This window comes from Cryobacterium levicorallinum (assembly GCF_004402405.1).
Taxonomy (GTDB): Bacteria; Actinomycetota; Actinomycetes; order Actinomycetales; family Microbacteriaceae; genus Cryobacterium; species Cryobacterium levicorallinum.
This window is the reverse complement of the sequence record NZ_SOFE01000014.1, coordinates 284,589-305,899: the sequence shown is the minus strand read 5'-3', so window position 1 is coordinate 305,899 and position 21,311 is coordinate 284,589. Positions and strand designations below refer to the sequence as shown.

The following is a 21,311-nucleotide window of genomic DNA, read 5'->3' as shown; positions in this document are numbered from 1 at the left end:
TAAACGGCTGGTGACCGGGGAATGACAGCGTGTTGAAGAACCCGAGCGGCGAATACTCTCGGGTTCTTCTATTCTCGCCGCGTCACAACCAGTTAGGCTCCATCTTTTGCGATCCAAAGCTAGCCACAGGTCCATTCCCGCCCTTGCCCTCGTCAGCATTCTGGCCTTGAGCGGATGCGCCGCAACCAGTACCGCGAGTGACCAGCCTCTCGCCGCGACCGGCGCGGACTCGTGCCCCGACACGCTTCGATTCAGCGACACGGGCGTGGAAGGACTCGAAACTCTCGTCGTCGAATTCGAGGGATTCCGTACGGCATTTGAAGAAGCCACCGGCAAGAACGTTGAGTTTTACCCAATCTCCAGCCGCACCGCAGCGTCGACCGCGCTGGAATTCGACGAGATCGACCTGCTCCTGACTGGTCCCGCCGAATATGTCGTTCTGAAGCAGGAAGCGGACGCCATCCCGGTTGTCGGTATCACCCGCCCCGGCTACCGCTCCATGATCGTGACCCGCGCCGATTCCACCGTGACGGAGCTTGCCGACCTCGAAAACTCCACGGTCATCACCAAGGAGGTCGGTTCCACCTCCGGTCACCTGGGCCCGCTGGAAATGCTCTCCAACGCCGGCCTCGTCGCTGGCGATAACGTCGACGTCGTTCCGCTCGGCGCGACCCGCATCGCGGCATTCGGCGCCGGTGAGGGCGATGCGCTCGGCACCGGCCTGAGCGACTTCGCGGAGATCGAAGAGGAACTGGGGGCCGGATCGATCAAAATGCTGGCCGAGGGACCCGACCTGCCCAACGATCTGTTCGTGGCCCGCAGCGCTCTCGGCAGCGGATGCGCGACCTGGCTTCAAGAGACCCTGACCGAAAACCAGCAGGTGCTTCTCGACGCCATCACCGCGACCGGCGAGAGTGACAAGTACCTCGAATCCGAATTCCAGGTCGCCACGGATGCCGACTACGACCCGACGCGCGCGGCCTTCGAAGCGGCTGGATTCGCCGATTTCGCCGAGCTCCCCGAGTGAGCCGGCAGCACAGCCCACGCAGCACCTCTGTCCCCCACGCCACACCCATGATCAGCGTGCGCGATCTAAGTCATCGCTATCCCGATGGAACAGAAGCCCTCGACGGCATCAACCTGACCGTTGACCAGGGTGAGGCCATCGTGCTGCTGGGGCACAACGCATCCGGTAAGTCGACCTTGCTCAAGGCACTGACTCGTCTGATTGAGCCAACGGCCGGCGCTATTTCCCTCGATGGAACGGCGGTGACCGGAGCCACGGCGAGAGAACTGCGCGACGTACGTCGGCGGGTCGGCACGGTCTTTCAATCGATTAACCTCGTGGACCAGGTCAGCGTGTTGTCGAACGTCGGACACGGTTCTCTCGGGCGCACCGACAACCCACGAAATTGGTTCGCCTGGACCTCGTCCAGCACTGTGCGAGACGAGGCCATGGTCTGTCTGGAACGCGTGGGCCTGGCCCCCTTCGCCTCGCGCCGCGCTGACCAGCTGTCCGGTGGGCAGCGCCAGCGCGTCGCGATCGCCAGGATGCTGATGCAACGCCCAACGATCGTGCTCGCGGATGAACCCGTGGCCGCCCTCGACCCCCGGGCCGGGCGGGAAGTGATGGACGTGCTCTGGCAGGTCGTGGCAGAAAAGAGTCTGACGCTCGTCTGTACCCTGCACCAGCTGGAACTCGCCGAGGCGTATGGCGACCGCGTGGTCGCACTGCAACGCGGCCGATTGCTGCTCGATGGGCACATGCGTGATCTGTCTCGGACCGATTTGGCCGGGCTGTATTCCGAGGACTCAGAGCAGGCTGATTCCGCCGAGAACTCGCAGCACGACGAAGCAGGAGTGAATCGATGATCATGACCACCCGGCCGACGCGCGTCACCAGCGCGCCACCCAGCCGGTTTCGGCGCCCCCACGGCGGAGCATTTCTGGCCGTGCTGGTGCTCGCGGGACTCGCCATTCACGGGGTGTCCCGCCTCGATCTGAGCCCCGAACGGCTACTCATGGCCCCGGCGCGCACGTGGGATTTTCTCTCGCGCGGATTTCCACCGGCGACTGATCGCGTGCCAAACCTCGCGGAGGCCATGCTCGAAACCATCGAGATGGCCATCATCGGTACGGCCCTCGGCGTGCTCCTCAGCCTGCCGATCGCTCTGCTCGCTGCGCGAAACACCACACCACACAGCATGATTCACGTGGCCGCGAAATCACTGCTCACGGTCATGCGCAGCGTGCCCGACTTGGTCTGGGCCATGGTTTTCGTCGTGTCGGTCGGTCTCGGACCGATCGCCGGAATCCTGACGATCATGGTCGATACGATCGGTTTCGCGGGCCGCTTCTTCGCGGAACGCATCGAAGAGCTCGACCGCGGTCCGATCGACGCGTTGCGCTCTACCGGAGCCAACCGCATCAGCGTCATGGCCTGTGCGGTCATCCCGACCGCGTTTCCGTCGTTCACGGGCACCAGCCTGTACTGCCTCGAAAAATCCATTCGTGGCGCGGCGGTACTCGGCCTGGTCGGAGCCGGTGGCATCGGCGTCGAGCTGAACGTGGCATTCCAACTGCGCCAGTTCGACACCGCGATGACGATCATCATCATGATTCTCATCGTCGTCCTCTTGGCCGAGCGACTCAGCAGCGTGGCACGCAAGCGGATGCTCGACGGCAGCTCCGCAGTCGCGCCGCACTAGCCGCGGCGCGGCATCCGCTGGTCGGTCCAGGCCCGCCGAGGTGCGGCATCCTCTTGTCTGACATTTCGGGACCGGAGCCTGGATGACCCGGTCGTTGTTGTTGGACGCGGTCGCTGACCGCTATGTTCTGGACCATGACCTTCGAAGCCGAGCAGTTCTACCTATTTGGGATCATTCCCTGGGACGGAACGTTCGTCGCTGCCTGCATCGCCGGCCTCGCTTCGCTGCGCAAGCTCGCGAAAGAAGACGAAGCAAAAGAAGATGATAGGGACCTGGCGCAGCTGGTGGTCGCTCGCTTGCCAGCCACCTGGAAGGGGTAAATGATGAAGGATGAAATCTCAGACGCGGAACTCTACAGTTATGCCCGTGAAGTGCGCGCCGAAATACTCACTGATCTCGGTCGGCCGGAAGAGGCCGACGCCGTGTTGGCCGAAAAGGGCCTGCCAGGTCCCATCGGCAAATAGTCGGTCCCGGCTACGAGTCGAAGCCTAGGCCCACGGCATCGAGCCCCTTGAGCAGCACGTTGCGGCGGCCCCGATTGTGGTCGGCACGATTGAGTGCCCAGCGCGTGGCCTGAATTCCAGCGGATGCGAGCGGCTCCGGTGGGAACGAAAGCGGACGGCCCCGCACCATGGCCAGTTCAGTGCGCTCCGTACTGCGGCCGGCCAGCTGGTCTAGCATGACCTGGGCGGCGAAGTGCGTGGCACCAACACCGAGGCCGGTGAAGCCGGCCGCATAACTGATGCGCCCGCCGCGAGCCTGCCCGAAGAAGGCGCAGAACTGCGTGGACGTGTCGATCGCACCGGCCCATTTGTGGCTGAAGCGCACGCCGGCCAGCTGCGGAAACGTCGTGAAGAAGTGGCTGCTGAGCTTCTCGAAGGTCTCCGGTCGGTTCTCGTAGCCGCTGCGCACCTTTCGCCCGTAGTGGTACACGGCGTCGTAGCCGCCAAACAGAATGCGGTTGTCGGCGCTCAGTCGGTAGTAGTGAAACTGGTTGGCGAGGTCGCTCAGGCCCTGCCGATTCTGCCAGCCGATCGCGGCGAGCTGGCTCGCATCGAGCGGTTCGGTCATTAGCACGTAGTCGTAGACTGGAACGGTCGCGAGTTTGTTGCGTTTGAGCAGCGAGGGAAAGACATTGGTGGCGAGCGCGACCTTCTGCGCGGTCACGGTGCCGCCCGTGGTCACTACCCGGGCGCCCTGGGCCGGCAGACGTCGGGCCGTGTCCACGCTCTGCACGAGCGAGTGCTCGAAGATCTCCACTCCAAGGTCGGTCGCCACGCGCGCCAGTTCGGCGGCGAGCTTGCCCGGATGCACGAGGGCGGTGCTGCGCCGGTGCCAGACGCCGGCGAGATAGGTCGGTGACGCGACCTCGGCCCGCACTGCGGACTCGTCGAGAAACACCACGTTTTCGCCGATCGTCTCTTCGCGCAGCCACTCAATCTGATGCTCTTCGATGGCGAGGTCGATGGATCCGGTGCGTTCAAAATCGCAGTCGATGCCGAGGTCTGCCACCGCTCGTTCGATCTCGTCGAGATTCTCGTTGCCCAGTTCGGTCAGTCGGTCGATCTCTTTCGGCCAGCGGCTGCGCCCGTTGTCGTCACCGTGGGTCAGGCTCGCCTCGCAGAAGCCGCCATTGCGACCGGATGCCGCCCAGCCGACCGTGCGCGCCTCCAACAAAAGCACCCTCGCATCAGGGTTTTGCTGCTTGGCCAGCACCGCACTCCACAGTCCGAGGTAGCCGCCGCCAACGATCGCGAGGTTGCAGCGCAGGTCGCCGGTGAGCGCTGGATAGCCGGTACGCGGCTCGAGCTCCTCGAGCCAAAACGAGCCTTGGCGTGTTCCCGTGAGCGAGGCTTTAACAACGGATGCCGCTGGCCGGGCCCGGTCGAAAATGGTGCTATTCATGCGTGGCTGCTGGTCATGGGTGGCGTCCTCTCGCGGCGACGATGCCGCCAACTAGTCTGGGCGCCACCAGCCTAGCCGCGCCCACCGACAGGCCGGGGCACGGAATGTGGGCCCATGCGTGCAGGAGTGCCCCATCGACCAGGCCCGGGCCCGGTCGGATTTCTCGTCACCCGGGCAGGGACATCCGCTTAACGCGATAGTGCCGCTAACGCAAAAGTGCCGCCCCGCAGACGCGGGACGGCACCAGATTAAGCGCTTGGGCTAGATAATCGCGGCGCGAAGGGCGGCAGCAGCTGCGGCCGGGTCTTCGGCGCCGTAGATTGCTCCGCCGGCAACGGCGACCGTTGCTCCGGCGCGCTGCACCGAAGAGATGGTCGACAGGTTCACGCCGCCGGCAAGGGAGAACGGAACCTTGGCGGTCTCGCCCTGGTTGAGCAGTGTGGCGAGCGAGAAGCCGGGCTCGGCCTGCTCGTCGAGTCCAGCGTGCATCTCGACGAACTGGGCACCGAGCGCCGTGACCTCGCGGGCGCGGGTGACCTTGTCGGCAACGCCGATGAGGTCAACGACGATGCCCTTGCCGTGCTTGGTCGCGGCGGCGACGGCTCCGATAATGGTGCTGTCCCCGGCCGTGCCGAGCACGGTGACGAGGTCTGCACCGGCGGCGAAGGCGATGTCGGCTTCGAGCTCGCCGGCATCCATCGTCTTGAGGTCGGCGAAGACGATCTTGTCGGGGTGCGCGTTCTTGATCGCGGTGACGGCGCGCAGGCCCTCTGCCTTGATCAGCGGGGTGCCGAGCTCGATGATGTCGACGTGCGGTGCAACCTGAGCAGCCAGCGTGAGCGCCGCTTCGGTGGTCAGTACGTCCATAGCTACCTGAAGCTTCATGGGATTCTGCTTTCTATTAGTGTTTAAGAGTGGAAAGTTCTTGGAAAGGGTGCGCGCTCTATTCGAGGTTGGCGTGACGCGGCCAGAGCTGTTCGGCCGTGGAACCGCTCGCCTTCCAGAGCGTGTGAAACAGGGCGTCGCCGACGAACAACACCGACTGCTCGAACAGGCCGCCCGAATACTGGGCCGACACCTGCCCGGCGTGGTCCTGCTTGGCAGCCGCGGGAATGACCACGGTCACCGCGGCGAGCCGCCCGAGCGGCGACTCGGGCGCCGTGGTCAGCGCGAGAATGCTCGCCCCCACGCCGTGAGCCGTCTCGGCGGCACGCACAATGGCGCCCGTCGTTCCGGATCCGCTCGCCACCAGCAGCACGTCACCCGACACAATCGCCGGGCTGGTCACCTCGCCCACCACGTGCACGTCGAGGCCGAGGTGCATGAGTCGCATCGCGGTCATCTTCAGTGCCAGCCCGGAGCGGCCAGCACCGAGCACAAATACCCGGGGTGCCGCGGCGAGCAGGGTTGCCGCCTCATCCAGTACTGAAGCGGATGCCGATTGCAGCGCCTCGACGACGCGGCCGTTCTCGGCGAAAATGAGGCCGAGGGCATCCGCTGCCAGTGGGGTGGTTGTCGTTTCGGTCATGATTCCATGTTCCACTCCTTCGAGTGGGAATGCTGCCCGCCAAACGAGCGGTTTTCCTACCCAAACGGATGGCTCTGGGTGGGCTCCGAGGATGGCCCGGGTAGGCTGGGGGCATGACTTCCGCTCCATCTAACCCCGGCGTGCGCGCCACCGCCACTGAGGCCGCTGCGCGCAGCACGGCCGCCGCCCTCCGGTCTGATGCTGCTACCGGAGCAGCCGAACCGGCCGCGTCATCCGCCACGACCGCAAAACGCTCGACGCTCCCCGCAAACTCCCCGGTTCAAACAGCGCGCAGCGCAGCCGCCGAACGTTCCAAACTCATCGCCGACCTCACCGACGCACACGCCACCACGCTGGAATCCCTGCTTGCTGTGCTGCGCTCCGGCAGCACGAGTGACACCGCCGCCCGACAGAAGGCCACCGAACTCGCCGCCGCCGCGATGGTCGCCCTGCGCGCGGTGAGCGACCTCGATCGCAGTCTCACCGAGGAACCCGTCGCCCGCGCCTTCGAACGTCTCAGGAACGACCTGCGCCCGCTCGTGCGCTTCGGCGACCTCGACGTGCAGTTCATCGAGCCGCCGGTGAACGGTCGGGCATTGCCCGGCGAGGTCGCCCACGAAGCCCGCGCCATCGTTCGCGGCGCCGTGCTCGCCCTCGTCGAACAGGCCGGGGTCGCGCGGGTGCGCGTGCAGTGGGACTGCGACGGAAGTAACCTGCTCATCCGCATTCGGGACGACGGTCCGGGCAACCTCGATGCCGAGGTTCCGAGCGTGCGTCAGCTCGCCGCCCGCGTCGTCGCGCTCAGCGGCACACTCAACGTGGAGGCCACCGCCGGCTGGGGCTCCGAGATGGCCGTGTCGCTGCCGCTCGACGCGCCCACGGCATCCGTCACCACCGCCGCGGCCTGGGGCCTCAGCCCACGCGAACGCGGCGTGCTCGAACTCGTCGCCTCTGGGGCGCGCAACAAGGCCATCGCACAGGCCCTGACCATCAGCGAGAACACAGTGAAGTTTCACGTGGCCAACCTGCTGCGCAAGGTCGGTGCCTCGACCCGCGTCGAGCTGGCCGCCCTCGCTCGCTAAGCGGATGCCCAGCGCCAGCTATGCCTGGCACCCGCAGACTCGGGCGCCAGTTCCCGGTCATAGCGCCAGCGATGCCCGGAGCGATGGCCCCCAACGGGCGCGGTGACCGCGACCCCGGTAGGACCCGAGCGCGCAACCAGCGCTAGGGTGAAGGAGTCAGAAGACACACCAACCACGGGAGCGCGCACCAGCGAGCTGAGAGGACGGCCAGGGCCGTCGACCGTTGAACCTGTCCGGGTAATGCCGGCGTAGGAAGTTCGAAACCAATGCGCACAATTGATGAAACAACCATGTCAAAAACGGTCACGACCGGCCCGATCCAGGGCAGCAGCAAACGCTACGAACCGGTAAAGGACTGGCCCGGACTCGAAGTTCCCGTTCGCCGGGTGAACCTCAGCAACGGCGAACACTTCGACCTGTACGACACGTCCGGCCCGTACACCGACGAGACGGCCACCATCGATCTCGAGACGGGGCTGCCGCAGACTCGGGCCGGGTGGGAGCATCCGCTGCCCATCGATGGCGCTGCCACCCAGCTGGTCTGGGCCCGCGCCGGCATTGTCACGCCGGAGATGGCCTACATCGCCGCGCGCGAGGGCGTCTCGGTCGAGCTTGTCCGCGACGAGGTGGCGCGCGGCCGGGCCGTCATTCCGGCCAACCACAAGCATCCGGAGAGCGAGCCGATGATCATCGGCAAGGCCTTCACCGTGAAGATCAACGCGAACATCGGCAACTCGGCGGTGACCTCGTCGATCGCCGAAGAGGTCGAGAAGATGGTCTGGGCGGCCCGCTGGGGCGCCGACACCCTGATGGATCTCTCCACCGGCAAGGACATTCACCTCACTCGGGAGTGGATCATGCGCAACTCGCCCATTCCGGTGGGCACCGTTCCGCTCTACCAGGCCGTTGAAAAGGTCAACGGCGACCCGTCGCTACTCACCTGGGAGATCTACCGCGACACCGTGATCGAGCAGTGCGAGCAGGGCGTCGACTACATGACCGTGCACGCCGGCGTGCTGCTGCGCTACGTGCCGCTGACCGCCAACCGGGTGACCGGAATCGTCTCGCGCGGCGGCTCGATCATGGCCGCCTGGTGCCTCGCGCACCACCAGGAGAGTTTTCTCTACACCCACTTCGTGGAGCTGTGCGAGATTCTGCGCCGCTACGACGTGACCTTCTCGCTCGGCGACGGCCTGCGCCCCGGCTCGATCGCCGACGCGAACGACGAGGCCCAGTTCGCGGAGCTGCGCACCCTCGGTGAGCTGACGAAGGTCGCGAAGTCCTACGGAGTGCAGGTGATGATCGAGGGCCCCGGCCACGTTCCGATGCACAAGATCGTTGAAAACGTGGCGCTCGAGGAGGAACTCTGCGAGGAGGCCCCGTTCTACACGCTCGGCCCGCTCGCCACCGACATCGCTCCGGCCTACGACCACATCACGAGCGCGATCGGCGCGGCCATCATCGCCCAGGCCGGCACCGCCATGCTCTGCTACGTCACGCCCAAGGAACACCTCGGCCTGCCCAACCGCGACGACGTGAAAACCGGCGTGATCACCTACAAGATCGCCGCGCACTCCGCCGACCTGGGCAAACAGCATCCGCGCGCCCAGGAACGCGACGACGCCCTCAGTCGGGCCCGGTTCGAATTTCGTTGGACCGACCAGTTCGCGCTCTCGCTCGACCCGGACACCGCGCAGAGCTTTCACGACGAGACGCTGCCGGCCGGCCCAGCCAAGGCCGCCCACTTCTGCAGCATGTGCGGTCCCAAGTTCTGTTCCATGCGTATTTCAGCGGATGTTCGGGTGTACGCCGAAGAGAACGGCCTCACCAGTCTCGAGGCCATCGAGGCGGGAATGGCCGAGAAGTCGGCCGAGTTCACCCGTCTGGGCAGCTCGGTCTATCTACCGCCGCGGGTGCTCTGATGACGGTCATTTTCGACAAGCGGATGCCCACCGGGCACTCCCACGGTCGCCGCTTCCGGGGTCGCCGGTGCCCGGATCGCTGGCGCCGCGAGCAGTTGTGAACGACCGGTCGCGAAGGACCTTCGCTACTCCAGCCCGTTCGCCCGCGCGACCCAGCCAGCCAGGCCAGGCTCGGCTTGGGCGTGCGAACGAACGTCTCGTGGTCGACCTCGATGAGCCCTAATGTCGGCCGGAATCCGCTCGCGCACTCGTAGTTGTCGAGGGCGCTCCAGTGCTCGTAGCCGAGCACCTCGATCCCGTCCTTGACGGGCGCGCCCACGCCAGCCCATCCGCGACAAACCAGACCGGAGCAGGGTTTTCCCATGGTCCCGCGGTCAGAATTCCGCACATGACTCCCGCGAATGTAACGCTGCGTCTGGTGCGTCCCGACGACGGGGAGAAGCATCCGGGCACCACACGGCACAGGCGTCCCTCGCCTCGCACCCTGTTCCAACGCCGCCGCAAAATTCTGATCCCATTGGCCATCGCCTGGCTCGTGATGGCTGCCCTGGCTGGCGTGCTGCTGCTCACCGGTACGAAGCCGAGCACCCCGTTCGGCGATACGGCCGCCGTGCCCGGCGGACTCGCCCGTATCAGCGCGATCATCCCGCTCGAAACCGATGGCTGGGTGCCGGCTACCGCCGCCGATCTGCTCTCCAGCCCGGTGCAGCCCGGGGCCCACCGCGTGCGCATTCTGCTCGAACTGACCGAAACGGATGCCTCCGGCCTCGCCTTTCGCGCCGCCGACTACTCCCTGTCCGGACTCGGCGCGCGGTCCACCGCGCTCTGGGTCGACCCGGCGGAGCAGAGCGGAGCATCCGTTCAAGCGACCCTCGTTTTCGAAATCCCCAATCAGGTCATTGCCCTCGTCCTGGACGGGCCTCAGGGTGCCAGCCTGTCCCTCGGAACCGGGCATCATAGCAACTCCTGAAATGATCCCCGAAATTGGGGGTAATTTCCTAGTCCACCCGCGGCTTACCCCGGCTTGGGCAAACAGGCATCATTGTCGCATTCCAACAGTGGAGGTCGTTATGACAATGGAATCGGACACCCGAGTGCAGCCAGCCAGCGCGCCCGTCGCACACCTCAGCGTTCAACTCTTCGGCAACCTGACCATTCGATGCGGCCCCGTTGTTCTGCACGCCCACGAACTCGGCGGACCGAAACCACGCCAGATCCTGGAGATTCTTCTCGTACACGTTGGCCTCCCGGTGTCGAAAGACCACCTGATCGAATTGCTCTGGGGAGCAAACCCTCCAGCCGAAGCCCTGCCCACCCTGGAAAGTTATGTCAGCGTGCTGCGCCGCCACCTGCAGCCCGGTGCGGGAAAGTTCGGGCCGTTGCAGACGACGACTGGCGGCTATGTGTTGGACCGCGACCTGGTCGATGTCGACCTTGAACAGTTCGACGATCTGCTGCAACGAGCCCAGAAAACCAATCCCGAGCTGGCTTACCCCTTCTTACTTCGCGCCCTCGACCTCGCCCAAGCCCCACTGCTCTGCGATGAACTGGTCGCAGCGTGGGCATCGGAGGCGCGGGACCTGCACGAGTCCCGGCTGACCGTCGCCCGCGTTCTGGCGTCCGAAACCGCCGCTGCTCTGCACCGGATCGACGATTCCGTCGATCTCGCCAACCTCGCGATTGCCAATGACCCGCTCAATGAACGAGCCTGGACGGCCCTCATCCTCGGGCTGGAGGCTGCCGGGTGCCACGCCCAGGGCCTGCAGGCCTATGACCGGTGCCGCCATGCCATGCAGAGCGAACTGGGCTGCGCACCCGGCCAGATTCTGCGCTCAGCCCAGCTGCGTCTGCTGCACGCGACGGCCACCGAAGACGGCGACCTTGCCGACGTGCTCTCGGCTTTTCTCGTGCTGCACGAACACCTGGGAGTGCCAGCACCCGATTCTCACCCCCGCACGAGCACACTTCCGCGACCAGAGCCGGTCCCGGATTCCCTCCGAGAGGCCACTGATGTCATCACGTCATTCCTGCGCCGCGCCGTCGCTCGCGCCTGATTCCCGGGTAGTATCACATGGGGGACAAAAACAGCAGGACTCGACGGAATTTCAGGTTCTGCAGATGCTGGTTTCGTCTATCGAGCTAACACAGCTCGGGACAGGGCAGAGAGGTCTCCGCAGATGACCACGCAAATGTCCCCCCTCGAACCTTACTTCCAGGGAACGGCCGTTCAACCGCCGCCGCCCGCCCAGATTCGCATTCTCATCGTCGACGATCACACGACCTTCGCTGAACTGCTCACCGATTCCCTCAACCGCGAGCCTGACCTGTGCAGCGTCGGATCAGCCAACGACGTCGCAAGCGGTATCGCCGCGTGTCTGGAGCTGCGCCCCGACGTCGTCGTCATGGACTATCACCTACCCGACGGCAGTGGGCTCGTCGCGGCCGCGGCCATCCTGGCGCGCGCCCCGCAGACCCGCATCGTCATCCTCACCGGCGACCCGGCCCTCGAGGCCCTCGAACAGGCCGCGGCGATCGGCGTCTGCGCCTTCCTGCCCAAGGACGGTTCGCTCGCCACGGTGCTCGATACCCTCCGGCACGCTCGGATTGGCGGATTCATCGTGCATCCGTCGCTCGTGAGCCTGCTCAGCGCCCGACGCCGACAGCACAACGATGAGATTCCGTTTCCCGAGCTGACCAAGCGCGAGCTCGCCGTGCTCCGCCTCATGGGAGAGGGTTCCGACGTTCGGGCCAACTCCAAGACCCTCGGCATCTCGGAGAACACCTGCCGGGGTTACGTCAAGTCCATCCTCGGCAAGCTCGGCGCACACTCACAACTGGAGGCCGTCGTGATCGCCACTCGACTGGGCTTGGTTCCCGCCCAGCATGTCTAACTCGGCGGCGAAGCCCAGCCGCCTCGACCGAACCCGGTCGGACGAACGTTCCGAGGTGCGGTCGGCGGTGGGTCGGTTCATCACCGTCGGCGTCATCGCCATGATGATCATCGCCGTGCCGGCCGCACTCTGGGTTCGCGCTGAATCCATGAGCAACGCCATGGACAACGCCATCCAACAGGCTCAACGCCTCGCCGACTATTCCATCGGACCGCTCATTACCGACGACCTCCTCGCGGGGTTGCCCGGATCGACCCGTCGGCTGGACGACCGCCTGGCTCCCCGCATCTCCGACGGATCGATTGTGCGCATCAAGGTCTGGGATTCCGGAGGGCGAATCGTGTACTCCGACTTCCCGGCATTGGTCGGCCAGGTCTTCGACCTGCCGAGCTTTGCCCCTGAACTCCTGGCCGGAGGCAAGGGGCATGCAAACCTCGGCGTGCAGGACGGCGCCGAGAACGCGCACGAATCCCAGGCCGGCGAATTGGTCGAGGTGCACGTGCGCACCACGGCGGCCAACGGTCAGGTCGTAATTTTGGAGGCGTACTTCAATGACGACGGGGTCCGTGACGAGCAAAACGCACTCGTGGTCGGGCTGATTCCCACCTTCCTGCTGTCCCTTGGAGCCCTTCAAATGGCCCAGCTCGTGCCGGCGATCCAGCTGGCCCGGCGCATCCAGGGTCACCAGTCAACGAAACGCCGCCTCCTGCAGCACGCGATCGACGCCTCCGACCTGGAACGCCAGCGCATTGCCCGTGATCTGCACGACGAAGTCATTCAAGATCTGGCCGGCCTGTCCTACGCCCTCGAAGCCGAGGAAATGCATTCCACCCCCGAGAATCGGGCGCTCTTCGGCCAGGCCAAGGCCATCCTGCAAAAAAACGTGCGCACCCTGCGCGCTATGACGACCGAGCTCTACCCACCCGATCTGGCCGAACTCGGACTGCCGGCCGCCCTCACCCGGCTGGCCGCCCCGCTGCTCGAGCACGACATCGAGGTCAAACTGCATATTCCCCCCGACTGCGATCTCGACCGGGACCGCTCGGCGATGTTCTATCGGGTGGCCCGCGAGGTGCTCGCCAACACCGTGAAGCATGCCAAGGCCGGCACCGTCGAGCTGACGCTCATGCAAGATACCGATCGCACCATCCTGCTCATCCATGACAACGGCTGCGGCTTCGACATGGCCGCGGACGCACCCGAGAATCACATGGGTCTGCGCATCATGCGCGACACCATCGAGGTCGCCGGCGGCACCCTCGAAGTGCGCTCCTGGGTGGGCGGCGGTACCTCCGTCATGGCTACTCTGGATCGGGTCGTTCCGGTTCGAACGCGCTAGCCCGAAGCCCGCGCCGCCGCTGCACCAGACTCCAACCGGCGAGCAGCACCGTCACGCCCAGCACCACCGCGAGTCCGATCCAGTAGGCCAGCCACGGTCCCAACGGTGTCGAGTCAACCTCGGCCCCGGCCACCGGCGCATCGCTCACCACCTCATGCGAGGTTCCGCCAGCCAAGACCACCGGCTGTGGGATCGGTTCGGCGGCGATGTCAACGCCCGCCCCGCCGGGAGTGCCGGCCAGGACAGCCACCCGCCGGGGTGTGGTGCCGGCCGGGCGTGCCATCGCGCTGCGCACGGAGTCCACCATTTCGTCGCCCAACAGTGTCCCGAGGTAGCTCACGCCCAAGGTGTCGGTGCCAGCCGTGGTCTCGTAGTTTCCCAGAGCATCAGAGAGGATGCCTTCACGCGCAATAGCATCGGCCAACGCCCCCGGGTCGGTCGCGTCCACCTCGAAGACGAGATCGTGCACCAGAACGGTCAGCACGAAGTACTGCGCGGGTTGGGTGGCCGTCGATGCATCGATAAGGCCGCGCGCGTCGTCTTCGGTCGACCCCGCCGGCAGCAGCAGGGTCAGCTGGGGCACGGCCTGCTCCAGCACCCCGGCCGGCAACACATCGGGGGAAATCTCGGCGAGCCTGAGGTTGGCACCGTCGGCATGCTGGTCCACGCCGGCGCGCAACGTGGGCAGATCGGCATCCGCTTTCGTATGTATCGCGAGTACGACCCGGCGTTGCACCAGTGGTCCGTCGTAGTTGACCAGGGGTCGGCCATTGCCAATTTCGCTGCGTGAAGCGGATGCCGCGGCTGGCCTAGTCGAGGTGCTGGTCGTGCCAGGCGGGGCCGAGGCCGAGGCCCAAGCCGTGCAGCCACTCAGCACTCCAGCCGCCAGTAAACCAGCGTTGAGCAGAGCGAGCAGCCGCACCGCCGAGGTCGGACGGGTCGCGTGAACCATCAGGTGCCGGCTGGCAGCCCCGGCAGGTACACCGGCGGGTAGGCATTCATCGGCATCGTGTCCAAATAGGCGGGATCGGAGTAGATCGGGTCGTTCACCCGGGAGTCTCCCACCGCGAATTGCGCCATCATGTCATGGTCCTCGTGCACCAGGTTGTGGCAGTGAATCATGTAGCGGCCGCCGGCCTCCGGCCCGGTATCGAACTGCATGAGCGCCGTGATCGACTCGTTCTCGCCGACGTAGAAGACGTCCTTCGGCCCGGTTTCCCAGACGAACGGCTTGCCGCCGTTGGTGTTTCGGCCGACGATCTTGGCATCGATCAGGTGAATGTGCACCGGGTGGAACCAACCGCCGGAGCCGTTGGTGATGGTCCACTGCTCGACATCGTAAGGCTGCGGGTTCGCGAACAACTGGGTGAAGCGGGAGGCCACGACGTCGTCCCAGGTCGTGCCATTGATCTTCCAGACGCCATTCACCTTCTCCACCTTGAGGCTGCGTTTGACTTTGGCCATGGCAGGGGTGAGGCTCATCGTGGCGATCCCGCCCTGGTGCGGGTTGACAGAGCCGCCGTCATCGAGCGTTGCCGGAATCGACGTGATGCCGCCCAGGTTCGACCCGGAATCAGCACCGACCTCGAACTGCATGATCTTGTTGGTGTTGACGAAGTTGACGTTGTTCTTGTTGCTCAGATTCAGCAGGCCGATCTTTTGCCCGACCCGATACTTGCGAAAGTCGATCAGGATCTCGTACCGCTCTGCCGTGCCGTGGCGCCAGGAGGCGACGGGCTGAACGATGGGCACCATCCCGCCATCAGTCGCGACGATGTAGACCGGGTCGCCGGTCGACAAGGTTGGGCGATAGGACCGCGAAATGGAGGCGACCAGCACGCGAAAGCGGTAGATGCGTGGCTTGACCTTCATGGTCGGCCACGGCACCCCGTTGACCAGGATGATGTCGCCGTAGAGGCCGCTGTGCAGCCGGTCGTTGTATCCAAGCGATCCGTCGGCGTTGAACATGGCGTCGGAGATCATCAGCGGTACGTCGAACTCCCCCTGGGGGAGTTGCGCACTCTCATAGCTGTCGGTCAGGGGGTAGAACGCGGCCAGTCCCGAATAGACGTTCTGGGCGGTGAGGTGCTGATTATGGTCGTGGTACCACAAAGTGCGGGCATTCTGCCAGTTCGGATATCGGTAGGTCTTGACGTTGCCGGGCGCCGTCGAGTCGTTCGCATAGCCGTCGTACTGTGGCAGCGACGCCGAGCCGTGCAGGTGGGTCACGGTGCGGAAGGCGCTGGGATGTAGCAGGCCTTTGGCCGGCAGTGCGTTGCGAATGCGCACCTCGCACCGGGTGCCCTGCCTAGCCCGAATGGTCGGCCCTGGGAAGATGCCGTTGTAGCCGGCGATCGTGGTCGACAGGCCCGGCACAAACTGCGCCTGGCCAAGTTTTTGGGTGAGTGCGTACCGGGCGAATGGGCGGTCGGGGTCACCCTCGTCGAAACCGGTTTGGTACGGGGCCAGCACCGGCGGGCGGCGAAAGACGCCGGCGTAGGGCACCGGCATGTTCGCGGGGGCGAGCTGGCTTTGAGTGGGCGGCGGCACGATCGGAACGTCATTGTCATTCCCTTCCATGCTGGCCAGACCAAGCGCACCGAAGGCGCCGAGCTGGAGAACTTCCCTGCGTGATGTCATTTCTCTCCTCAAGGCTTTGTGCTGTTCAGCTGTAGTGGTGGGACCGGCCGGCGACTGGATTCAGTCGCCGGCCGGGTGAAGCGGATCAGGTCGTTCTTAGAGCACGGTGCCGGTCGTGAAGGTCCACGTACTCGTCACCAGGGGGTTTCCGATCAGATCTCGAACGCTCGTGGTACCACCGGTGATGGTCACCCGGTATTGAACATTGGAGGTCAGGGTCACCGAGGGGTTGATCGTCAACACGTTGGTGGTGGCGTTGAACGCCGCCGCCGATGTGACAACCGCGCCGGTGGAGACCCGGGTGATCTGAACCGTGGTCGCGCTGACTCCGGTGATGTCTTCGCTGAAGGTCGCGAGCACGTTGGCGTTCCGGCGCACCCCGGTGGCTCCCGAAGCGGGAGTTCTCGTGGTGATCGTCGGAGCCGGGCCGGTGATGAACGACCAGGTACTTGTCGCCATCGTGTTGCCGGCCGCGTCCCGAATGCCCGACAGAGTAGCCGTGTAGCTGCGGTCGGCGAGCAAAGTCGCACTCGGGTTCAACGTCGCGACCCGAGTCGTGGCATTGTACGAAACCAGCGCCGGAACCACCGTGGTACCGAGCCGCAGCACGAACGTCGTTCCGCTGACCCCAGCGACAGGTTCACTGAACGTTGCCGTCAGATTTCCGGTCTGGCTGACCGAGCGAGCACCGGAGGCCGGCGTGCGTGCGATCACCGTGGGGAGCACGAACTCCGTGCGCGGTGTGACCGCGACCGAACGAGCGGAAGCCGCTCCGGTGCCGACCGCGTTGATCGCGGCGGCATCGAAGGTGTACCCGGTACGGTTCGTCAGCGACCCGATCACCGTGCTGGTGACGTTGGCCACCGTCGCGGTGGCAACAGCCGTTGCTCCCGTTCCGACGAAGGTGCGCACCCGGTAGCCCGTGATCGGTGCCTGGTTGGCCACTGGTGCCGGGGCGGCCCAGTTCACTGTCGCCGATGCGTTACCGGCAACCGGGGTTCCGATCACGGGAGCTCCAGCTACCACCTGCACCACCGGGGCGGTCGGGGTGACTGCCACTGACCGGGCCGAGGCCGCTCCGGTGCCGACCGCGTTGATCGCGGCGACGTCGAAGGTGTACCCGGTTCCGTTGGTCAGAGCGGTAATCGTGACGGTAGAGACGTCAGCGACCAGCGAGGTTCGGAACACCGTGGCGCTCGTTCCTTCGTAGGTGCGAACCCGGTAGCCCGTGATTGTCGCCTGGTTGGCCACCGGCGTCGGGGCCGTCCAGTTCACGGTCACTTGGGCGTTACCGGCGACCGGGGTTCCGATCGTCGGAGCATCGGCGACCACCTGCACCACCGGTGCCGACGGAGTCACCGCGTTGGACGGTGCCGAGAATGCGCTCGTCCCCTCCGCATTGGTCGCCGATACCTGGAAGGTGTAGCTGGAGCCGTTGTTCAGCCCGGTGACAACCAGGTTGAACGCGGTTCCGGCTGCGGTGCGGAGTGCACCGAATTGGCCTCCGAACGCGTCGAGCACCTTCACCGAGAAGCTGGTGGCGATGCCGGTCGGCGACGCGGTCCAGTCCACGGTTGCCTGCCCGTTGCCGGCAATGGCAGCACCGATGGTCGGGGTTCCCGGAGCCACGGTGTCGCTGAACTGCAGGCGTTCGATGTTGCGCAGGGTGTCTGTACCGTCGGTACCGCGGTTGTCGTGCACCGTTGTGGTCGATCCGGCAGACCCGAGCGTGCCGTCGCCGCCGGTGGTGGTGACTTCGTAATCGCTGGTCAGTCCTGAGAGCTGCGCCGTGTCGGTTCCGCCAGATCCGTACAGGATCTCGCGGACAGCCACGATGTCGCCCGGGTTGACCGCGCCGGCGAAGACAGCTTCCTGCAGCGTCGGCCCGGTGAGCCCACCGGCGCCGTCGGAGAGGTACTGGCTGGTCATTGCACTCTGGTTCGTGCCGTTGATGCTGGCACTGCCGATCTCCGTCGCCGGATCGTTCGGGTTGGTCCGAACGCTCAGTCGAAGGCTGAGGTACGCGTCACCGTCGATGATGTCGTCGGCTCCTCGTCCCTCGATCAGGTCGCTTCCGCCGCCGCCGAGGAGCACGTTGCCGGCGCCCCAGACGTTCGGGCCGGTCAGGATCGGGCAGTCACCCTGTGCCGACAGTGCGACAACGGATGCCAGCGTGGTCGTGAATTCCGGAATCAGCGCGTCGAAGCCCGCAATGCGGTCAACTCCGGCCTGGTCCAGAACGTCACAGCCGATGAAGCCGCCGCCACCCACAGCACCGGGAACAATGTCGTCACCACGCAGGATGTCATTCAGCTTCCAGCCGGAAAGTGCCTCGACTTCATTGAACTTGTCGCGCACACCGACCTGCAGAATGTCGAGGGGCGCGATCGGCAGGGCCAGATCGGCGTCCTGCGCCTGCGGGTCACCCTGGCCGGTCGACCAGTCGTAGCCGGACCCGCCAGCGTTCTTTTCGATTCCCGGACCGGCAACGCCAATGTCGTCGCCACCCTCCATGTCGTAGTCGTCATCGCCGCCCTGGCCGATCATGAAGTCGTGACCGGGCTTCTGTGAGTCGTCCAGGAAGAACAGATTGCTACTGTCTCCGATCATGAGGTCGGGTTGGTTGCCGCCCTCTTCCCAGTCGTCGCCACCGTCACCGAAGGCCGCGTCGAGGCTTTCACCGAGAATGATGAAGTCGTCGTCGGCGCCGCCGAAGGTTTCGTTGGCATTGGCTCCACCGTTGGTGAAGTCCTTGCCCTCGCCACCCATGATGATGTCGAGTCCGGGACCAGCGTCGATCGCGTCGTTACCGGGGCCACCCTTGGGCACGTCGTCTCCGGCAAGGTCGGTGATGATGTCGTCACCTTCACCGCCGAGAGCCACGTCGGCTCCGCCACCACCCTCGATGACGTCGTTGCCGAGGCCACCCCAAAAGGTGTCGTTGTCGTTGCCGCCGAATACCCGATCCACTTGGGCGGTGCCGTTGTAGACCGCCTGGCCGTTGATGCCGGTCGGGTCGACCGTGTTGCGGGCACGGTACTTGATCGTGCCGTCGGGCATGCGAATCAGCAGCGCTGTCTCGTCACACTCGGACTGCGGGTCGTTGGCGACGGTGTTGCCTGAAGCCGCGAAGCCTGCGACGGTTCCAGCCAGGTTCTTCAGCTCGAACTTGCAGTCGGCCGTGGCGAAGGGATCCGCTTTGAGCGAATGCGCGTTCGTGTTGCGCATCATCAATTCAGCAAACGAGTTGCCCTCCAGCTGGGTGCGCAGGTTCATGCCGGGCGTGCGGGCCAGGTAGTACAGCCGGTCACCGTTTTGCAGGTCGGTCATCTGGTTCTCGAACACGTAGTTGAACGTCGTGCCGAGCAGGCCACCGAACGGCGTGGTCATCTCCGCGAGTCCGCCGACCCAGAGGTCGACCTCGTCGAGACCGGTGATCGAGTGCGTGCCCGAGTTGGCCCACGCTCCCGTGCTGTTCATGAAGTCCATGGCCCCGTCCGGAGAAACTTCCAAGGCCAGGGCATCGGGGCTCACGATCAGTCGCGCGGCGTCGCGCTTGCCGTCGAGCGTGGTCGCGCCCGTGATGGTGGGGAACTGACCATAGGCGGCCACGAAGTTGATCAGCGATTCCGGATGCTTGAGGTTCTCTCCGAAGTCGATCCAGTTCGTGTAGGGCTTGAGCGCCCCGTCGTTGGTCCTGTTGAACAGGTCGCGGCGGAACACGTTCAACCGCGGCACGCCCTCAGAACGCGCACGGGTCATGTTGATCGCTGCCAGGTCGAGCGGTAGTCCCAGCAGGTTGTTGCGCAGGGTATCGGTGACGAATTCGTCGAGCTCGTTACCAACCTGGTCACTCATGCCCATGATGATGCTGCCGGCGGCTTGCTCCGAGGTTAATTGTCCCTCCGGTCCGCCGTCGGTATACGCAGGCGGGTTGAGGAACCCGTCGAGCAGAGAGATGTTGTTCTGGCTGCCCAGAACGTCATCACCAGTACCGAACAGGCCGTCAACGCCGGGCTTGTCCTCGTTGCGACGCGAAATCGTCTCGGTCAGCATGGAGTGACCGAAGCGGTACACGGCGTGGGCGAACTCCGCCTTGACCGCCGGGTTGATCTCGGTCTGGGTGAACGCGAACGGTTCGAACGGGTTGATACCAGGCTGCACCTTGCGCGCGAATTCCTCGAACACGAGGTGCTGGTACTCCATCTCGTTGACGAAACGGGCCGCCTGGAACAGGCGTTCACCGTTCCAGCCGGCGGCTCCGCTGGCCAGCTTCCACTCGGCCAGGGCCGCAACGCCCTTGGCAGAAGTGTCGTTGGTCAGGGTGTTCTCGATATCGTCCACCAGGCGGTCGTGCTCCGAGTGGAAGACCTGGTGAATGGCGGTCAGGCCGATGTTCTCGTTGACGCGACCGTCTCCGGCGATGAAGTGCGCGTTGAGCATTTCATCGTCGTAGGTTCCGGCCGGCTGGCTGGCGAAGTCAGCGGATGCAGTCGAGTTACCGTCCGGGGTCAGTCCGGCTTTCGGCTCCGCGTTGTGCGCGATGTCGGTGAGGAACGGGGTGTTGAAGTACAGCACGTTGCTCGGAACGGCCACGGGGTTCGCCGGGTCACCCTCGACCAGGCCGGTCGCGGTGGCATACTGCGGCATTCCGCGCAGCGGTCCCGGGATGAACTTGCCGTAGGCATCCACTGCCAACATCGGAATGTTGGTGACGTTCTGGTCGACGAGCAGGAGTCCGAGCACGTTCGCGGCCTGGGCCTTGGCGGTCGCCCAGGTGGCCATACCGCCAGCTGTGGGTCCGGCCGGTCCGCCGAGCAGCTTGCCGGTGGCAACCGGTCGATTTCCCTCGGTGACGTACTCGCGCAGAAATACCTGGTGCGAGGCGTGCGAGGAGTAGGTCTGGCTCTGGTCGATCCAAGGCGAGTTAGTGTTGAGGGCATCCCGAATGTCGTCGGCGCTCTCATCGGCCGGGGTGGACGGGTTATCGCCCGCGACGCCGTCGGCTCCGGGCTGGTTCTGGCCGCGGGTCAGCACCATGAAGCGCAGGTTCGGGTCGAGGTCGTCAGCGTTGCCGAACACGTGGTCCGGCCCGGCGACCAGCGGGTCATCGGCCTGCAAGGGCACGAAGACGGTGCCGCCGCCCTTGACCGTCTGGTCAATGCCATGGTCGAAGAACTGGCCGAACAGGGTGAACAGGGAGTTGTATGGCGGCGAGAGGCCGACGTCGGTCGTCACATTCGGCATGAACAGCGTCTCGTGGGAGGGGATACAGCCGGCGGGAACGCCGAACGGC

18 protein-coding genes, 1 pseudogene and 1 riboswitch are annotated in these 21,311 nt (G+C 65.2%); of the genes and pseudogenes, 11 read left to right on the top strand and 8 right to left on the bottom strand.

Annotated elements, in window-relative coordinates; translation table 11 throughout:
* The first annotated feature begins 106 nt into the window (after window positions 1-106).
* The 5 genes from E3O11_RS08725 to E3O11_RS17600 all read left to right on the top strand — a co-directional run bounded on the left by E3O11_RS08725 (window position 107) and on the right by E3O11_RS17600 (window position 3,172).
* Entirely contained in the window at window positions 107-1,027 is a 921-nt protein-coding gene (locus E3O11_RS08725; RefSeq protein WP_158251664.1) for a PhnD/SsuA/transferrin family substrate-binding protein, read from the top strand.
* A gap of 47 nt (window positions 1,028-1,074) precedes the next feature.
* Complete coding sequence (locus E3O11_RS08720; RefSeq protein ID WP_092448095.1) at window positions 1,075-1,872, top strand: phosphonate ABC transporter ATP-binding protein; 798 nt, start codon at window positions 1,075-1,077, stop codon at window positions 1,870-1,872.
* The gene (phnE, locus tag E3O11_RS08715) at window positions 1,869-2,708 is read left to right on the top strand and encodes a phosphonate ABC transporter, permease protein PhnE (RefSeq protein WP_198415577.1); all 840 of its coding nucleotides are present in this window, start codon (window positions 1,869-1,871) and stop codon (window positions 2,706-2,708) included. Before E3O11_RS08720 ends, phnE begins: the two co-directional genes overlap by 4 nt.
* Window positions 2,709-2,842: 134 nt before the next feature.
* Window positions 2,843-3,028, top strand: a complete 186-nt coding sequence (locus E3O11_RS08710; protein WP_134477857.1) for a hypothetical protein — start codon at window positions 2,843-2,845, stop codon at window positions 3,026-3,028.
* Window positions 3,029-3,172: a hypothetical protein gene (locus tag E3O11_RS17600; RefSeq protein WP_166787536.1), complete on the top strand. Its 144-nt coding sequence runs from the start codon at window positions 3,029-3,031 to the stop codon at window positions 3,170-3,172.
* Between the two features lie 10 nt (window positions 3,173-3,182).
* Here the strand turns inward: E3O11_RS17600 and E3O11_RS08705 are convergent, their stop codons facing one another.
* The 3 genes from E3O11_RS08705 to hxlB form a co-directional block, all read right to left on the bottom strand.
* Window positions 3,183-4,613 carry an NAD(P)/FAD-dependent oxidoreductase gene (locus tag E3O11_RS08705; protein WP_092448093.1) on the bottom strand — a complete coding sequence of 477 codons (1,431 nt, stop codon included), beginning with the start codon at window positions 4,611-4,613 and terminating at the stop codon, window positions 3,183-3,185.
* A 261-nt stretch (window positions 4,614-4,874) separates the two neighbouring features.
* Window positions 4,875-5,498: a 3-hexulose-6-phosphate synthase gene (gene hxlA / locus E3O11_RS08700; RefSeq protein ID WP_092448092.1), complete on the bottom strand. Its 624-nt coding sequence runs from the start codon at window positions 5,496-5,498 to the stop codon at window positions 4,875-4,877.
* A gap of 58 nt (window positions 5,499-5,556) precedes the next feature.
* Complete coding sequence (gene hxlB / locus E3O11_RS08695; protein WP_092448091.1) at window positions 5,557-6,141, bottom strand: 6-phospho-3-hexuloisomerase; 585 nt, start codon at window positions 6,139-6,141, stop codon at window positions 5,557-5,559.
* Window positions 6,142-6,254: 113 nt separating this feature from the next.
* Between hxlB and E3O11_RS08690 the strand changes: the two genes are divergently transcribed.
* Window positions 6,255-7,223: a helix-turn-helix transcriptional regulator gene (locus E3O11_RS08690; RefSeq protein ID WP_092448090.1), complete on the top strand. Its 969-nt coding sequence runs from the start codon at window positions 6,255-6,257 to the stop codon at window positions 7,221-7,223.
* 164 nt (window positions 7,224-7,387) lie between these two features.
* Window positions 7,388-7,495, top strand: a riboswitch (TPP riboswitch).
* An 18-nt stretch (window positions 7,496-7,513) separates the two neighbouring features.
* The gene (thiC, locus tag E3O11_RS08685) at window positions 7,514-9,145 is read left to right on the top strand and encodes a phosphomethylpyrimidine synthase ThiC (RefSeq protein ID WP_277871267.1); all 1,632 of its coding nucleotides are present in this window, start codon (window positions 7,514-7,516) and stop codon (window positions 9,143-9,145) included.
* Here the strand turns inward: thiC and E3O11_RS18720 are convergent.
* The gene (locus E3O11_RS18720) at window positions 9,099-9,509 is read right to left on the bottom strand and encodes a family 1 glycosylhydrolase (protein ID WP_373866160.1); all 411 of its coding nucleotides are present in this window, start codon (window positions 9,507-9,509) and stop codon (window positions 9,099-9,101) included. The genes thiC and E3O11_RS18720 overlap by 47 nt on opposite strands.
* A gap of 24 nt (window positions 9,510-9,533) precedes the next feature.
* Between E3O11_RS18720 and E3O11_RS18130 the strand changes: the two genes are divergently transcribed.
* The 4 genes from E3O11_RS18130 to E3O11_RS08665 all read left to right on the top strand — a co-directional run bounded on the left by E3O11_RS18130 (window position 9,534) and on the right by E3O11_RS08665 (window position 13,375).
* The gene (locus tag E3O11_RS18130) at window positions 9,534-10,115 is read left to right on the top strand and encodes a hypothetical protein (protein WP_241994679.1); all 582 of its coding nucleotides are present in this window, start codon (window positions 9,534-9,536) and stop codon (window positions 10,113-10,115) included.
* Between the two features lie 100 nt (window positions 10,116-10,215).
* Window positions 10,216-11,199, top strand: a complete 984-nt coding sequence (locus E3O11_RS08675; RefSeq protein WP_166787535.1) for an AfsR/SARP family transcriptional regulator — start codon at window positions 10,216-10,218, stop codon at window positions 11,197-11,199.
* A 123-nt stretch (window positions 11,200-11,322) separates the two neighbouring features.
* Window positions 11,323-12,036 (top strand): response regulator transcription factor, encoded by a 714-nt coding sequence (locus E3O11_RS08670; RefSeq protein ID WP_092448086.1) that lies wholly within the window; start codon window positions 11,323-11,325, stop codon window positions 12,034-12,036.
* Window positions 12,029-13,375, top strand: coding sequence for a sensor histidine kinase (locus E3O11_RS08665; RefSeq protein WP_092448085.1), 1,347 nt, complete (start codon window positions 12,029-12,031; stop codon window positions 13,373-13,375). Before E3O11_RS08670 ends, E3O11_RS08665 begins: the two co-directional genes overlap by 8 nt.
* On the opposite strand, the gene E3O11_RS08660 is transcribed toward E3O11_RS08665, so the two are convergent.
* From E3O11_RS08660 to E3O11_RS18710, 4 genes and pseudogenes are all read right to left on the bottom strand, one after another.
* Window positions 13,338-14,327 carry a hypothetical protein gene (locus tag E3O11_RS08660; protein WP_092448084.1) on the bottom strand — a complete coding sequence of 330 codons (990 nt, stop codon included), beginning with the start codon at window positions 14,325-14,327 and terminating at the stop codon, window positions 13,338-13,340. The two genes, E3O11_RS08665 and E3O11_RS08660, sit on opposite strands and share 38 nt — an antisense overlap.
* Complete coding sequence (locus tag E3O11_RS08655) at window positions 14,327-16,015, bottom strand: multicopper oxidase family protein (protein WP_092448083.1); 1,689 nt, start codon at window positions 16,013-16,015, stop codon at window positions 14,327-14,329. Before E3O11_RS08655 ends, E3O11_RS08660 begins: the two co-directional genes overlap by 1 nt.
* A gap of 96 nt (window positions 16,016-16,111) precedes the next feature.
* Entirely contained in the window at window positions 16,112-18,373 is a 2,262-nt protein-coding gene (locus E3O11_RS18715) for an Ig-like domain-containing protein (RefSeq protein WP_373866161.1), read from the bottom strand.
* Window positions 18,374-18,751: 378 nt separating this feature from the next.
* Window positions 18,752-20,458 (bottom strand): annotated as a pseudogene (locus tag E3O11_RS18710) (peroxidase family protein); the annotation flags it as partial.
* Window positions 20,459-21,311: the final 853 nt, after the last annotated feature.

What these genes read in the sequence shown, in the direction of transcription:
- phnE (WP_198415577.1), top strand. Translation starts at nt 1,869, where the DNA reads ATGATCATGACCACCCGGCCGACGCGCGTCACCAGCGCGCCACCCAGC.
- E3O11_RS08660 (WP_092448084.1), bottom strand. Translation starts at nt 14,327, where the DNA reads ATGGTTCACGCGACCCGTCCGACCTCGGCGGTGCGGCTGCTCGCTCTG.
- E3O11_RS18130 (WP_241994679.1), top strand. Translation starts at nt 9,534, where the DNA reads ATGACTCCCGCGAATGTAACGCTGCGTCTGGTGCGTCCCGACGACGGG.
- E3O11_RS08705 (WP_092448093.1), bottom strand. Translation starts at nt 4,613, where the DNA reads ATGAATAGCACCATTTTCGACCGGGCCCGGCCAGCGGCATCCGTTGTT.
- E3O11_RS08690 (WP_092448090.1), top strand. Translation starts at nt 6,255, where the DNA reads ATGACTTCCGCTCCATCTAACCCCGGCGTGCGCGCCACCGCCACTGAG.
- hxlB (WP_092448091.1), bottom strand. Translation starts at nt 6,141, where the DNA reads ATGACCGAAACGACAACCACCCCACTGGCAGCGGATGCCCTCGGCCTC.
- E3O11_RS08720 (WP_092448095.1), top strand. Translation starts at nt 1,075, where the DNA reads ATGATCAGCGTGCGCGATCTAAGTCATCGCTATCCCGATGGAACAGAA.
- thiC (WP_277871267.1), top strand. Translation starts at nt 7,514, where the DNA reads ATGTCAAAAACGGTCACGACCGGCCCGATCCAGGGCAGCAGCAAACGC.
- E3O11_RS08665 (WP_092448085.1), top strand. Translation starts at nt 12,029, where the DNA reads ATGTCTAACTCGGCGGCGAAGCCCAGCCGCCTCGACCGAACCCGGTCG.
- E3O11_RS08655 (WP_092448083.1), bottom strand. Translation starts at nt 16,015, where the DNA reads ATGACATCACGCAGGGAAGTTCTCCAGCTCGGCGCCTTCGGTGCGCTT.
- E3O11_RS08675 (WP_166787535.1), top strand. Translation starts at nt 10,216, where the DNA reads ATGACAATGGAATCGGACACCCGAGTGCAGCCAGCCAGCGCGCCCGTC.
- E3O11_RS17600 (WP_166787536.1), top strand. Translation starts at nt 3,029, where the DNA reads ATGATGAAGGATGAAATCTCAGACGCGGAACTCTACAGTTATGCCCGT.
- E3O11_RS18720 (WP_373866160.1), bottom strand. Translation starts at nt 9,509, where the DNA reads ATGGGAAAACCCTGCTCCGGTCTGGTTTGTCGCGGATGGGCTGGCGTG.
- E3O11_RS08670 (WP_092448086.1), top strand. Translation starts at nt 11,323, where the DNA reads ATGACCACGCAAATGTCCCCCCTCGAACCTTACTTCCAGGGAACGGCC.
- E3O11_RS08710 (WP_134477857.1), top strand. Translation starts at nt 2,843, where the DNA reads ATGACCTTCGAAGCCGAGCAGTTCTACCTATTTGGGATCATTCCCTGG.
- hxlA (WP_092448092.1), bottom strand. Translation starts at nt 5,498, where the DNA reads ATGAAGCTTCAGGTAGCTATGGACGTACTGACCACCGAAGCGGCGCTC.